This window comes from Nocardioides sp. S5 (assembly GCF_017310035.1).
In the GTDB taxonomy this organism is placed as follows: Bacteria; Actinomycetota; Actinomycetes; order Propionibacteriales; family Nocardioidaceae; genus Nocardioides.
This window is the reverse complement of record NZ_CP022296.1, coordinates 1-13,757: the sequence shown is the minus strand read 5'-3', so window position 1 is coordinate 13,757 and position 13,757 is coordinate 1. Positions and strand designations below refer to the sequence as shown.

Here is a 13,757-nt window from a genome sequence, read left to right as displayed (position 1 = left end):
TCAGGCCGAGGCGAGCGCCAGCTTCACGGCAAAGCCGAGGAAGACCGCGCCCACAGCGGACGTGGCGCCGGCGGAGAGCGCCGTACGCCGGCGGAACGCGTCGGCCAGCCGGGTGCCGGCGACGATCAGCACGCTGAGGTACGCCGCACTCGCGAGGGTGGCGAGCACCCCGAGCGCCAGGAATGAGATCGCCGGGTGGGCGTAGGCCGGGTCGACGAACTGCACGAAGAACGCGACGAAGAAGAGGATCGCCTTGGGGTTGAGCAGGCTGATCACCAGCGCCCGGCGGTAGGGCCGCTCCCCCTTCACCTTCGGCACCAGCCCGGCCTCCTCGGTGGCGTCGGCGAGCTGCTCGGCGACCGTGCGCCGCGAGCGCCACGTGGCCCACGCCGCGCGCATCATGCCGATCGCGAGCCAGAGCAGGTAGGACGCGCCGACCCACTTGACCGCACTGAACGCCGTCTCGTTGGCCTGCAGCAGCGACGCCACGCCCGCCGCGGAGAGCGTCATCAGCACGGCGTCACCCGTCCACACCCCCGCCGCGGCGGCGTACCCGCTGCGCACCCCGCGGCGCGCGGCGACCGACAGCACGTAGAGCGAGTTCGGTCCGGGCAGCAGGATGATGAGGACCAGGCCCACGAGGTAGGTCGGGAGGTCGGTGATGCCCAGCACGGGACCAGTGTGGGACCGGCGGGCGGGCGGTCCCGACCGATTTCGAGGGATGGTCCGCGTGGTCAGTTGCCGGGCCGGATGTCCCCGTCCGGCGGCTGCCTCACCTCGACGTCCCGGTAGATGCCGGTGTTGCGCTCGACCGGGACGGTCGTCGTGAGTGGTTCGGAGCCCGCGAAGGCCAGGGTGACGTCCGCGCGGTAGCCGGGAACGAACGCCTCCGAGAGGAGGGTGACGTTGGCATCGCGGTACAACCGGAGCGGCTCGCCCTCCGGCAGCAGGTAGGGGCCGTCGGCGAAGATCACCGTGTAACCGGGGGGTTCGGCATCGACGTCGAGCCCGACGAGCCGGTCCGGTTCGTCCGCCTGGTTGACCAGGGTGCCGATCAGTCGCGCGACCCCCGTGCCGTCGGTCACCAGGACCAGGTTCAGGGCGTCGATGCTCTCGGTGCGCTCGACCTGTCCGCTCGACTCGTCGACGGCGTCCGCCCGGCGGTCCGAGCCGCAGCCGGCCAGCACCAGCGCCAGGAGGATCACCATCCCTGCGGCAAGGGTCCCCGTTCGCCCGTGCCGGGGTCGGCGACGAATGTGTCGATGCTCCACCTGGTTCCTCCCGTCGTAGCGCCGGTGCCGACACCGGTCCTGCGGTGCGTCCGACACCTCCAACGTACGGACGAGGATCGGTGGCTCAACCCATGTCGACGAGTTGTCATGCACTTGAGGCGGGACCGTCACGTCATCGTCACTGCGGCCGAGCGAGCGGCGTTCGTCAGCGGGGCGAACGGGTCCCACGTGGTGGGTGGGTGGTGGAGCCTAGGGGACTCGAACCCCTAACCCCCTGCTTGCAAAGCAGGTGCGCTACCAATTGCGCCAAGGCCCCCGGTCAAGCCGAGTGGAGCGTCAGGCCTTCTCGACGGTGTCGGTGGCCTCGGCCCAGAGGGCCTGCTCGTGCTTGCCCTCGTCCATCTTCTTCTTCGCGACCAGCGCGCCAGCGGCGGCGAGGGCGAGGAGCAGGAGCTTCTTCATGGACTCTCCTCGTGGAGCGAAGGGATGGAGTGGGCCTAGGAGGACTTGAACCTCCGACCTCTTCCTTATCAGGGAAGCGCTCTAACCGTCTGAGCTATAGGCCCGCACACGTCGCAAGCGACGACGCCGAAGATTACCTGAGGGTGGTCAGGCGGTGCCAATCGAGGGGGGTCGATCAGGCGAGGATCACTTCTCGTCCTCGGCGAGGGTGACCTCGATGCCGCCGAGGAGGGCGGCGGCGAGGTTGTAGAGGAAGGCGGTCAGGGTGGCGATCGCGGTCAGCAGGACCACGTCGAGCACCGAGACCAGCAGCGTGAAGCCGAGCACCCGCGACATCCCGACGTAGTCGGTGATGTCGAAGGTCGAGTTGCCGCTGTCGCCCTCGACGATGCTCGCCACGGCCGAGTTGATCGAGTCCCACACGCCGGCGGCGCCGAGCACCGACCACACCATGAAGATGGCGACGAAGGTGACCACACCGAAGGCGACCGACAGCAGGAACGCCGTCTTCATCACCGACCAGGGGTCGATGCGGGTCAGCCGCAGCCGGGCGCGACGGGGCTGGCGCCCCGACGCACGGCGGGCGCGGTTGCCGCGCGGTGCCTTGGAGTCGGCGTTGGCGCGGTGCTCCTCGGCAGCGTTGGACAGCGTGTCCTGCAGGCGTCCGGTGAGGGACCTGCGGGCAGGCTCATCCCCGGACGTACGACGCGGAGTCGCGGTGCGGTCCGACATGGATCACTCCTCGGTGTCTTCGTCGGCGCCCAGCTCGTCGGACACCTGGACGCTCGCGTCAGCGGCGTCCTGAGCCTCGATTGTTGCACCGTCGGCCACGTCCTGCGATTCGTCGACCGGAGCACCGGCCTCGTCGGCGCTCGTGTCCCCGCCCGCTGCCTCGGCCGCCTCCTCGACGACCTTGGCCTCCACGGAGCGGGCCACGACGGCCACGGTGTCGCCCTTCTTCGGCGTCACGAACTTCACGCCCATCGTCGAGCGGCCGGTGGGCCGGAAGTTGGCGTCGATCGGGCTGCGCACGACCTGACCACTGCTGGTGATGGAGAGGACCTCGTCCTCCTCCTCCACGATGAAGGCGCCCACCAGGCCGCCACGGTCCTCGTTGGACAGCGACATCGCCTTGATGCCGATGCCTCCGCGGGACTGCAGGCGGTAGTCGCTGATGCGGCTGCGCTTGGCGAAGCCGCCGTCGGTGATCGTGAAGACGTACTGCTCCTTGACCTCCTCCGAGGCGGCGGCGTCGCCCTCGACGGCCTCCTCGGCCGCGACCTGGTCGGCCCGGATGACCGACATCGAGAGCAGCGAGTCGCCGTCGCGGAACTTCATCCCGCGCACACCGCCGGTGGCGCGGCCCATCGGGCGCAGCTGCTCGTCGTCGGCCTTGAAGCGGATCGACTGGCCCTTGCGGGAGACCAGCAGGATGTCGTCGTCGCCGTTGACCAGCTCGGCGCCGATCAGCTCGTCGTCGTCCTCACGGAAGTTGATCGCGATGACGCCGGCCTGGCGCGGGGAGTTGTAGTCGCCGAGCTTGGTCTTCTTGACCAGGCCGGTGCGGGTGGCGAGCACGAGGTAGGGGGCCTGCTCGTAGTCGCGGATCGCCAGCACCTGGGCGATGTCCTCGTCGGGCTGGAAGCTCAGCAGGCCGGCCACGTGGCCGCCCTTCGCGTCGCGCGCCGCCTCGGGCAGGTTGTAGGCCTTGGTGCGGTAGACCCGACCGGCCGTGGTGAAGAACAGCAGCCAGTGGTGGTTGGTGGTCGCGATGAAGTGCTGCACCACGTCGTCGCCGCGCAGGGTCGCGCCGCGCACGCCCTTGCCACCGCGCTTCTGCAGGCGGTACTGGTCGGCGCGGGTGCGCTTGGCGTAGCCGCCACGGGTGATGGAGACGACGAGGTCCTCGTCGGGGATCAGGTCCTCCATCGACAGGTCGCCGTCCGCGGCGATGATCTGCGTACGCCGCTCGTTGCCGTACTTGTCGGTGATCTCCTTGAGCTCGTCGGAGACGATCTGACGCTGGCGCGGCTCGTTGGCGAGGATGTCCTCGAGGTCGGCGATCACCCGCTCGAGGTCGGCGAGGCGGTCCATGATCTTCTGGCGCTCCAGCGCCGCGAGGCGACGCAGCTGCATCTCGAGGATGGCGTTGGCCTGCACCTCGTCGATGTCGAGCAGCGCGATGAGGCCGCTGCGGGCCTCCTCGACGTCGGGACTGCGACGGATCAGCGCGATCACCTCGTCCAGGGCGTCGAGCGCCTTGGCCAGACCGCGGTAGATGTGGGCCTGGCGCTCGGCCTCGGCGAGGCGGAAGCGCGTACGCCGCTGGATGACCTCGATCTGGTGGGTCACCCAGTTGGAGATGAACTGGTCGATCGGGAGCGTGCGCGGCACGCCGTCGACCAGCGCCAGCATGTTGGCCGAGAAGTTGGTCTGCAGCTCGGTGTGCTTGAAGAGGTTGTTGAGCACGACGCGAGCCACGGCGTCGCGCTTGAGGACGATCACCAGGCGCTGGCCGGTGCGCGAGCTGGTGTCGTCACGCACGTCGGAGATGCCCTGGATGCGCCCGGAGTCGGCGAGCTCGGCGATCTTCAGCGCGAGGTTGTCCGGGTTGACCATGTAGGGGAGCTCGCTGATGACGAGCATCGTGCGGCCCTTGGCGTCCTCGTCGATCTCGACGACCGCGCGCTGCGAGATCGAGCCACGACCGGTGCGGTAGGCCTGCTCGATGCCCTGGCGGCCCACGATCAGCGCGCCGTTGGGGAAGTCAGGGCCCTTGATCCGCTCGATGACGGCGTCCTGCAGCTCCTCCTTGGTGGCGTCCGGGTGCTCGAGCGCCCAGGTCGCGGCCTCGGTGACCTCGCGGAGGTTGTGCGGCGGGATGCTGGTGGCCATGCCGACCGCGATGCCGGCCGAGCCGTTGACCAACAGGTTGGGGAAGCGCGAGGGCAGGATGGTCGGCTCCTGCGAGCGCCCGTCGTAGTTGGGGCGGAAGTCGACGGTGTCCTCGTCGATGTCGCGCACCATCTCCATCGCCAGCGGCGCCATCCGGCACTCGGTGTAGCGCATGGCGGCGGCGGAGTCGTTGCCCGGCGAGCCGAAGTTGCCCTGGCCGTTGATCAGCGGGGAGCGCAGCACCCACGGCTGCGCGAGGCGGACCATGGTGTCGTAGATCGCGGTGTCGCCGTGGGGGTGGTACTGACCCATCACGTCGCCGACGACGCGCGAGCACTTCGAGAAGCCGCGGTCGGGGCGGTAGCCGCCGTCGTACATCGCGTAGAGGATGCGGCGGTGCACCGGCTTGAGCCCATCACGTACGTCGGGCAGCGCGCGTCCGACGATCACGGTCATCGCGTAGTCGATGTAGGACTGCTGCATCAGCGTCTGGAGCTCGATCGGCTGGATGCGGTCGTCGCCGAACCCGAAGCCGCCTGCGCCGGTGCCGGTGGGGGTCTCAGTCATGTGCTTCTCTCCTGCGTTCTAAGAATGTCTAGGGCTGCTCGTAGATCGGGCTAGCGGCCTAGATATCCAAGAAACGGACGTCCTTGGCGTTGCGCTGGATGAAGGAGCGGCGCTGCTCGACGTCCTCGCCCATCAGGATCGAGAAGATCTCGTCGGCCTGGGCGGCGTCCTCGAGCGTCACCTGCTTCATGAGGCGCGCGTCGGGGTCCATCGTGGTCTCCCACAGCTCGTCGGCGTTCATCTCGCCGAGACCCTTGTAGCGCTGGACCGGGTTCTCCTTGGGCAGCTTCTTGCCCTGGGCCTGGCCGTCGGCGAGCAGCGCGTCGCGCTCGGCGTCGGAGTAGACGAACTCGTGCTCGGCCGGCTTGTTCCAGCGCAGGCGGTAGAGCGGGGGCTGGGCCATGTAGACGTAGCCGTGCTCGATGAGCGGCTTCATGAAGCGGAACAGCAGCGTCAGCAGCAGGGTGTTGATGTGGTGGCCGTCGACGTCGGCGTCGGCCATCATCACGACCTTGTGGTAGCGCAGCTTCTCGAGGTTGAACTCCTCGTGGATGCCGGTGCCGAGCGCGGAGATGATCGCCTGGACCTCGGAGTTGGCGAGCACCTTGTCGATGCGGGCCTTCTCGACGTTGAGGATCTTGCCGCGGATCGGCAGGATCGCCTGGATGCGCGGGTCGCGGCCCTGGCGCGCGGAGCCGCCGGCGGAGTCGCCCTCGACGATGAAGACCTCGCACTCGGCGGGGTTGGTCGACTGGCAGTCGCTCAGCTTGCCGGGCAGGCCGCCGCCGCCGAGCAGGCCCTTGCGGCCGCGGGCGAGCTCGCGCGCCTTGCGTGCGGCGATGCGGGCGCTGGCCGCGGCCTGCGACTTGCGCACGATGTCGCGACCCTCGGCCGGGTTCTGCTCGAACCACGCGCCGAGCTGGTCGTTCATGATGCGCTGGGCGAAGCCCTTGGCCTCGGTGTTGCCGAGCTTGGTCTTGGTCTGGCCCTCGAACTGCGGCTCCGCGAGCTTGATGGAGACGATCGCGGTCAGTCCCTCGCGGATGTCGTCGCCCGAGACCCGGTCCTCCTTCTTCTTGATCAGGCCCCACTCCTCGCCCCAGTTGTTGACGAGCGAGGTGAGGGAGGCGCGGAAGCCCTCCTCGTGGGTGCCGCCCTCGTGGGTGTTGATGTTGTTGGCGAAGGTGTGGACCGACTCGGTGTAGGAGGTGTTCCACTGCATCGCGACCTCGAGGCTCATGTGGTTCTCCACCGACTCGGGGGTGTCGGCCTCGAAGGAGATGACAGTCGCGTTGGCCTTGTCCTTGCGGCGGTTGAGGTGCTCGACGTAGTCGACGAGGCCGCGGTCGTACTTGAAGACCTGCTCGAGACCACCGGTCTCCGCGCGCTTGATGGCGTCGTGGCCGGCGTTGTCGATCGAGCTGTCGACCGTGTCGTCCTCGATCGCGTCGACACGCGACTCGGCATCGGGCCGCTCGTCGCGCACGACGAACTCGACGCCCTTGTTGAGGAAGGCCATCTCGCGCAGGCGCGAGGTGATGGTCTCGAGGTTGTAGGTGGTGTGCTCGAAGATGTCCTCGGAGGCGTACCAGGTCACCGTGGTGCCGGTGCCCTCGCCGTCCTCCAGCGCGCGCACCTGCGCGAGGTCGGCGTCGGGCACGCCGAGCTGGAACGACTGACGCCACAGGTGGCCGCGGTTCTTGACCTCGGCGACGAGGCGGGTCGACAGCGCGTTGACGACCGAGACGCCGACGCCGTGGAGGCCGCCGGACACCTTGTAGCCGCCGCCGCCGAACTTGCCGCCCGCGTGGAGCATCGTCAGCGCCATCGTGAGCGCCGGCATGTCCTGGCCGGGCGCGGTGTCGGTCGGGATGCCGCGACCGTTGTCCTCCACGCGCACTCCGCCGTCGGCCTGGAGCGTCAGCACGATCCGGGTGGCGTAGCCGGCGAGAGCCTCGTCGACTCCGTTGTCCACGATCTCCCAGATCAGGTGGTGCAGGCCGCGCTCACCGGTGGAGCCGATGTACATGCCGGGGCGCTTGCGCACCGCCTCGAGGCCCTCGAGCACGGTGATCGCGGACGCGTCGTACTCGAAGGCCTCGTCGACCGCGGTCGAGGAGCGCTTCTCCGCCACGGCGTCGGCCGCCTCCTCCTGCGCAGCCTCCACCGCCTCGGCGATGGCCTCGGCGGGGGAGGGGGGAGCGTCGGGCGCGGGTGCCTGTGAGTCGGTGGTCGGCTCGGTGGTGAACTCGTCGTTCTCTTCGCTCAAGGCACAGCCTTCTTCCCGTCGCCTGCAAGGGCGTTCGACATGAGTCGAGTCGCTGCTGCTGCCACGGGCAACCAGACGTGCGACTCGTAGGCCCATACTACTGCCTCAGGCGCTCCCACCGAAGGATCAACCCGTGAGTTGGGGACGACAGGGGCAAAAAAGTGCCCTCAGGGGCCCCATGAGGCCGGTTCACAGCGCCGAACAGGGGGGTCGGTGGGTCCCCCTACCGGCGCGGGGCCCTCAGATCGGCATTCCGGCTCAGCCGTAGGTGTCGCGGGGTCCCCGGCCGTCGCGGCTGGACAGCCGGCCCTTGGTCCAGCTCGGCAGGTGCGGCCCGAGCACCTCGATCACGGTGACCGTGCCGTGCCCGAGCTCGGTGTTGAGGCGGCGTACGACCGAGGGCGCGAGCAGCTTGAGCTGGGTGGCCCAGGCGGTGGAGTCGGTGCGGACCACCAGCCGGCCGTCGTCGAACGACTCAGGCGTGCAGTGGTCGGCGACCTCCGAGCCCACCAGCTCGGCCCAGCGGCCGAAGACCCCCTGGACCTTCAGGTCGAGCTCCCAGCCGTGGTTGGCGATCAGTCGCCCCATGGCCTGGTCGAGCAGCTGCGGGTCGCGGTCGTCGGGGCGCGCGCCCGACGACGTGGTGCGCGTACGCCGCCGGAAGGGCGCCGCCTTCCGGCGCGCCGGCTGGGTGCTGGCGCTCGCCGCGGCCGCCCGGGCAGCGGAGCGCGCCAGGTCGAGACCGTCGGCGCGGTGCTCCGGGATCGGCTCCTGCCCCTGCCCGACGACCTGCTCGGGTGCCGTCTCCTCGCCCGTCGCGGGCTCGTCCTCAGGCGTCACGGGTCACCTCGCCGTCGGCGACGAGGTAGCGCACGCCCTGCAGCGACTCGGGCACGTCCGCGGCGACCGCGGCGGTGACCAGCACCTGCTCGGCACCGGCCACGAGCTGGGCGAGCTGGCTGCGGCGCTCGGCGTCGAGCTCGGCGAAGACGTCGTCGAGCACGAGGATCGGGTCGTCGCCGTCGGCGCGGAGCAGGTCGTACGACGCCAGGCGCAGCGCCAGCGCGAACGACCACGACTCCCCGTGCGAGGCGTACCCCTTGACCGGCAGGCGCAGGTCGTCGGGCCCGGACCCCGTGCCGAGGGTGAGCAGCAGCTCGTCACGGTGCGGGCCGACGAGCGAGATCCCCCGGTCGAGCTCGTCCTTGCGCCGTGAGGCGATGGCGTCGAGCAGGGCCTGCTGGAGGTCGGTCGCTTCGGGTGTGCCCACATCGATGCTGGGCTTGTACTCGAGGTCGGCGTCGTCGCGGCTCGCGCCGCGGGCCACCGCCTCGTAGGCCTTGCCGAGGTAGGGGCGCAGGTCCTCGACGAGCTGCAGGCGCGCACCGAGGATCTCCGCGCCGACCCGGGCCAGGTTGTCGTCCCAGATCTCGAGCGTCGCCATCGCGGCGTCGCGCGACGAGCCGCGTGCGATGCCGGCGGTCTTGAGCAGGCTGTTGCGCTGCTTGAGGATCCGGTCGTAGTCCGAGCGCACTCCTGCCAGTCGGGGGGTGCGGAGCACCAGCAGGTCGTCGAGCATCTTGCGGCGGTCGGACGGGTCACCCTTGACCAGGGTCAGGTCGTCGGGGGCGAAGACCACCGTGCGCACCAGGCCGATGATCTCCCGCGGCCGCGGCAGGGGAGAGCGGTTGATCCGGGCCCGGTTCGCGCGTCCGGGGTTCAGCTCGACCTCGAGCAGTGCCGTACGCCCCTCCTTGACCACCGACGCCCGCACGACCGCCTGGTCGGCGCCGGCCCGGATGAGCGGGGCGTCGGTCGCGACCCGGTGCGAGGACAGCCGGGAGAGGTAGTCGATCGCCTCGACGAGGTTGGTCTTGCCCTGCCCGTTGCGGCCGATGAAGGCCGTGGCCCCCGGCTCCAGCGCGACGTCGAGGTCGGCGTAGGACCGGAAGTTGTGCAGGCTCAGGTGGGCGACGTGCAAGGTCTCAACTCTCGCTGGGCTCCTCGGCGCTGCCGGCACCGGCCTTCTTCGCGGTCTCGGTCTGGTCGGCGGCACCGCCGTCCTCGACGTCGCCGCCCTTGGGGGCAGCGGTGCGCACGGCATGGCCGCCGAACTGGTTGCGCATCGCGGCCACGGCCTTCATGGCCGGGCTGTCGTCCTGGCGGGAGACGAAGCGTGCGTAGAGCGCGGCGGTGATGGCGGGGGTGGCGACGGCGTTCTCGATGCCGGCCTCGACCGTCCAGCGGCCCTCGCCGGAGTCCTCGGCGTAGCCGGCGATCTGGCTCAGCCCCGGGTCGTCGTCGAGGGCGGCGACCATGAGGTCGAGCAGCCACGAGCGGATGACGGTGCCCTCGCGCCACGAGCGGAAGACCTCGGTCACGTTCTCGACCATGTCGACCTTCTCGAGCAGCTCCCAACCCTCGGCGTAGGACTGCATGATCGCGTACTCGATGCCGTTGTGGACCATCTTGGAGAAGTGCCCGGCGCCGACCTTGCCCGCGTGCACGGAGCCGAAGTCGCCCTCGGGAGCCAGCGCGTCGAAGGCCGGCTGGACCTTCGCGATGTCGTCGGCGTCGCCGCCGTACATCAGGGCGTAGCCGTTCTCCAGGCCCCAGACGCCGCCGGAGACACCGCAGTCGACGTAGCCGATGCCCTTCGCCGCGAGCAGCTCGGCGTTGGCGACGTCGTCGGTCCAGCGCGAGTTGCCGCCGTCGACCACGACGTCGCCCTCGCCCAGGAGCTCGCCGAGCTCCTTCACCGTGGCGCGGGTGGCGTCGCCGGCGGGGACCATGACCCACACGACCTTGGGGCTGGGCAGTGCCTCGACGAGCGCGGCCAGCGAGTCGACGTCGCTGACGTCGGGATTGCGGTCGTAGCCGACGACCGTCAGTCCTGCGCGGCGCATGCGCTCGCGCATGTTGCCGCCCATCTTGCCGAGTCCGATGAGTCCGATGTCCATGGGTCGAGCCTAGACCCCGCCTCTCGACGGTCGACCCACCCTCTTGGTGGTCGAGGGGTCGAACAGTCCTCGAACAGCGACAGGACTCAGCTCAGCAAGCGCCGCGGCATCAGCAGGTAGCGGAACGACCCGGCGTCGTCGGCGTCGGTCCCGGAGATCACGACCGGCTTGGTGGCCTGGGTGAAGGCCAGGTCGACGAACTCCCCGTCGATGGCGGTGAGGCCGTCGAGCAGGAACTGCGGGTTGAAGCCGGTCGTGAGGTCGTCGCCGGTGATGTCGGCGTCGACCGCCTCGGTCGCCATCGCCTCGTCGCCGGAGCCGGCGTCGAGGACGATCTGGTGGTCACCGAACTTCATCTGCACCGCGGTGTTGCGCTCGGCGACGAGGGCCACGCGCTTCACGGTCTCGATGAGCTCGGCCTTGTTGACCTTGGCGATCGTGAGGTGCTCGGCCGGGAAGAGGGAGCGGACCTTGGGGAACTCGCCGTCGAGCAGGCGGGTGGTCGTGCGGCGTACGCCGCCCAGGCCCGTGCCCTCGAACCCGATGAGGCCCTCGCCCGCCCCGCTCGCGCTGAGCGCGATGGTGACCTCGGCTCCCGACGTCAGCGACTTCGCCGTGTCGCCGAGCACCTTGGCCGGGACCAGCGCGGCGACCGACTCGTCGGGTGACTGCGGGTTCCAGGTGAGCTCGCGGTGCGAGAGGCGGAAGCGGTCGGTGGCGAGCAGGGCCATCGTGGAGCCGTCGATCTCGATCCGTACGCCGGTCAGCACCGGCAGCATGTCGTCACGACCGGCCGCCGTGACCGCCTGGGCGACCGCGTGCGCGAAGTCGGCGCTGGACACGGTGCCAGTGGCCGAGGGCATCTCGGGAAGCGTCGGGTAGTCGGCGACCGGCATGGTCTGCAGGCTGAAGCGCGCCGAGCCGCAGGTCAGCGAGACGCGGGGGCCCTCCAGGGTCAGCTCGACCGGCTTCGCGGGAAGGCTGCGGCAGATGTCGGCCAGCAGGCGACCGCTCACCAGCGCCTTGCCCTCGTCGTTGACCTCCGCCGTAAGGGTGGCGCGGGCCGAGGTCTCGTAGTCGAACGTCGACAGCATCAGGCCGGCGTCGTTGGCCTCGATGAGCAGGCCGGCCAGGACCGGCGAGCTCGGGCGGACCGGCAGGCTGCGGGCAGCCCAGGCGACGGCATCGGCGAAGACGTCGCGTTCGACGCGGAACTTCACAGGGGTCTCCTCGAAGAGAGGTGGTGCGTGAGACGTGCAGGCAGACAGGGTCCACACGCAGGCGTGTGGGAAGTGCATCCTGCCACGCGGACCCGGGGGCCCGGCAGGGTTCTCCCCAGAGGAGGGGCCGGTAGACGTTGGTGGGTTGTCGGTCCAGTCTTGAGGTTCATAGTGGTCATAGGGTCGGTGGAAACTGTGGACAACCGACATCTCCGCAGGTCAGCGTCCTGGAACCATGTGGATGACGGGTGTGCACCCAGCACGGTGAACTCGCTGGCGGGTGTGGACAGGGACCGCTTCCGTGTCATTCGTCCCGAGGGGTCCACAGGGGCTGGGGACGAAGCGCCGATCCGAACCACACGTTCTCCACACGTCGTGGACCACGACCACGGCGGACGGCGTACCGGTCCTCAGGCCTGACGCGCCTGCATCTTGACCCGGTTGGTGAGCTCGCTGACCTGGTTGAAGACCGCGCGTCGCTCGGCGAGGAGCTGGCGGATCTTGCGGTCGGCGTACATCACCGTGGTGTGGTCGCGTCCGCCGAACTCGCGGCCGATCTGCGGCAGTGACATCGAGGTCAGCTCACGGCACAGGTACATGCCGATCTGGCGGGCCATGACGAGGTGTCGACCGCGAGAGGGGCCGGTCAGGTCCTCCAGGGAGACGCCGAAGTAGGCGGCGGTCTGGGCGATGATCAGCGCGTGGGTGATCTCCGGCTCGCCACCCTCGGGGATCAGGTCCTTGAGGACGATCTCGGCCAGGGTCATGTCGACCTCCTGGCGGTTGAGGTTGGCGAAGGCCGTGACCCGGATCAGCGCGCCCTCGAGCTCGCGGATGTTGGTCTGGATCTTGGAGGCGATGAACTCCAGCACGTCCGGCGGTGCGGTGAGGCGGTCCATCGCGGCCTTCTTGCGCAGGATCGCGATGCGGGTCTCGAGGTCCGGCGGCTGGACGTCGGTGATCAGCCCCCACTCGAAGCGGTTGCGGAGCCGGTCCTCGAGCGCCTCGAGGCGCTTGGGCGCGCGGTCGGAGGTCAGCACGATCTGCTTGTTGGCGTTGTGGAGGGTGTTGAACGTGTGGAAGAACTCCTCCTGCGTCTGGGTCTTGCCCTCGAGGAACTGGATGTCGTCGATCAGCAGCACGTCGACGTCGCGGTAGCGCCGCTTGAAGCGGTCCTGACGGTCGTCACGGATCGCGTTGATGAACTCGTTGGTGAACTCCTCGCTGGAGACGTAGCGCACCTTGGCGTTGCTGTAGAGGCTGCGCACGTAGTGGCCGATCGCGTGGAGCAGGTGCGTCTTGCCCAGCCCCGACTCGCCGTAGACCAGGAGCGGGTTGTAGGCCTTGCCCGGCGCCTCGGCCACCGCCACCGCGGCGGCGTGGGGGAACCGGTTGGACGAGCCGATGACGAAGGTCTCGAAGGTGTACTTCGGGTTGAGCCGCGTCTCGAGGGCGGACGGCCGACGCTCGCCGCTCGACGCCGGCTCGGCGTGGTCGACCTGCGGCGCGGGCGCTGCGTCGAAGGCTGAGTCGTACGCCGGCTCATTTGTCGACAAAGCGACAGATCGATCTGTCGACTCGTCGACGGGGGGCGGCGGTACGTCGTCCAACGCGGGGTTCACCGTCACCAGCATCCGGATCTCGCGCCCGAAGCCTTCGGTCAGCGCGTCCTCGATGTGGTTGCGCAGCCGGCCCTCGAGCTGGTTGCGCGTGAAGTCGTTGGGGACCGCGATGATCGCGGTGTTCTCGTGCAACGTCACCGGCACGCTCGGGCGCAGCCAGGCGCGCTGGTTGGGCTGGAGGTCCTCGACGATCTGCTGCCATGCCGTCCCGAGATCTACCTGCTGGTCGTCCACCGGACCGCCTTTGCTCTCCACCGTTGTCTGAAGGCTCACACCGAACACTCGGCGAACCGTGGTCCACAGAGTTGTCCACAAGCTGTGAACTGACTGGCCCGAGGACCCGGGACAGCGTCCCCGAGGCGTGCCGCACCCTGGCCGTTCCAGCGTTTCCGCAGGTCAGAGGGACATTCCGCGCCGCTGCGACCCGGGTCACACCATGTGCACGACCCTGGACAGACCGAGGTGGCAGGGCACCTCGAAGGCTGTGAACGTAACAACCTGAGGACCGTCGCGGCAAGACGTCATCCACA

Annotated in this window: 11 protein-coding genes and 2 tRNA genes; all 13 read right to left on the bottom strand. The window is 69.4% G+C overall.

All coding sequences use genetic code 11. The features are described from left to right. The 13 genes from leuE to dnaA all read right to left on the bottom strand — a co-directional run bounded on the left by leuE (position 1) and on the right by dnaA (position 13,419). A complete protein-coding gene (gene leuE, locus CFI00_RS00060) occupies positions 1-672 on the bottom strand; it encodes a leucine efflux protein LeuE (RefSeq protein WP_207083329.1) in 672 nt (223 codons plus the stop codon). Positions 673-734: 62 nt separating this feature from the next. After that, complete coding sequence (locus CFI00_RS00055; protein ID WP_207083328.1) at positions 735-1,208, bottom strand: hypothetical protein; 474 nt, start codon at positions 1,206-1,208, stop codon at positions 735-737. 264 nt (positions 1,209-1,472) lie between these two features. After that, positions 1,473-1,548, bottom strand: a tRNA-Ala gene (locus CFI00_RS00050). A gap of 20 nt (positions 1,549-1,568) precedes the next feature. Further along, positions 1,569-1,694 carry a DLW-39 family protein gene (locus tag CFI00_RS23410; RefSeq protein ID WP_242532604.1) on the bottom strand — a complete coding sequence of 42 codons (126 nt, stop codon included), beginning with the start codon at positions 1,692-1,694 and terminating at the stop codon, positions 1,569-1,571. Between the two features lie 30 nt (positions 1,695-1,724). Further along, positions 1,725-1,798, bottom strand: a tRNA-Ile gene (locus CFI00_RS00045). 82 nt (positions 1,799-1,880) lie between these two features. Beyond that, positions 1,881-2,426 carry a DUF3566 domain-containing protein gene (locus CFI00_RS00040; protein ID WP_207083327.1) on the bottom strand — a complete coding sequence of 182 codons (546 nt, stop codon included), beginning with the start codon at positions 2,424-2,426 and terminating at the stop codon, positions 1,881-1,883. 3 nt (positions 2,427-2,429) lie between these two features. Continuing rightward, a complete protein-coding gene (gene gyrA, locus CFI00_RS00035) occupies positions 2,430-5,156 on the bottom strand; it encodes a DNA gyrase subunit A (RefSeq protein WP_207083326.1) in 2,727 nt (908 codons plus the stop codon). 58 nt (positions 5,157-5,214) lie between these two features. After that, positions 5,215-7,290, bottom strand: coding sequence for a DNA topoisomerase (ATP-hydrolyzing) subunit B (gene gyrB, locus CFI00_RS00030; protein ID WP_207085298.1), 2,076 nt, complete (start codon positions 7,288-7,290; stop codon positions 5,215-5,217). A gap of 393 nt (positions 7,291-7,683) precedes the next feature. Continuing rightward, positions 7,684-8,265, bottom strand: a complete 582-nt coding sequence (locus CFI00_RS00025; protein WP_207083325.1) for a DciA family protein — start codon at positions 8,263-8,265, stop codon at positions 7,684-7,686. Next, positions 8,255-9,406 (bottom strand): DNA replication/repair protein RecF, encoded by a 1,152-nt coding sequence (gene recF / locus CFI00_RS00020; RefSeq protein ID WP_207083324.1) that lies wholly within the window; start codon positions 9,404-9,406, stop codon positions 8,255-8,257. Before recF ends, CFI00_RS00025 begins: the two co-directional genes overlap by 11 nt. Before the next feature lie 4 nt (positions 9,407-9,410). Next, positions 9,411-10,385, bottom strand: coding sequence for a phosphogluconate dehydrogenase (NAD(+)-dependent, decarboxylating) (gene gnd, locus CFI00_RS00015; protein WP_207083323.1), 975 nt, complete (start codon positions 10,383-10,385; stop codon positions 9,411-9,413). An 86-nt stretch (positions 10,386-10,471) separates the two neighbouring features. Next, on the bottom strand, positions 10,472-11,605 hold the full coding sequence (dnaN, locus tag CFI00_RS00010; RefSeq protein WP_207083322.1) for a DNA polymerase III subunit beta: 1,134 nt from the start codon (positions 11,603-11,605) through the stop codon (positions 10,472-10,474). Positions 11,606-12,015: 410 nt separating this feature from the next. Beyond that, the gene (gene dnaA, locus CFI00_RS00005; protein ID WP_242532935.1) at positions 12,016-13,419 is read right to left on the bottom strand and encodes a chromosomal replication initiator protein DnaA; all 1,404 of its coding nucleotides are present in this window, start codon (positions 13,417-13,419) and stop codon (positions 12,016-12,018) included. Positions 13,420-13,757 lie beyond the last annotated feature (338 nt).

Coding starts and splice junctions, on each gene's coding strand:
- CFI00_RS00055 (WP_207083328.1), bottom strand. CDS start 1,208: ATGGTGATCCTCCTGGCGCTGGTGCTGGCCGGCTGCGGCTCGGACCGC.
- CFI00_RS23410 (WP_242532604.1), bottom strand. CDS start 1,694: ATGAAGAAGCTCCTGCTCCTCGCCCTCGCCGCCGCTGGCGCGCTGGTC.
- CFI00_RS00040 (WP_207083327.1), bottom strand. CDS start 2,426: ATGTCGGACCGCACCGCGACTCCGCGTCGTACGTCCGGGGATGAGCCT.
- gyrA (WP_207083326.1), bottom strand. CDS start 5,156: ATGACTGAGACCCCCACCGGCACCGGCGCAGGCGGCTTCGGGTTCGGC.
- gnd (WP_207083323.1), bottom strand. CDS start 10,385: ATGGACATCGGACTCATCGGACTCGGCAAGATGGGCGGCAACATGCGC.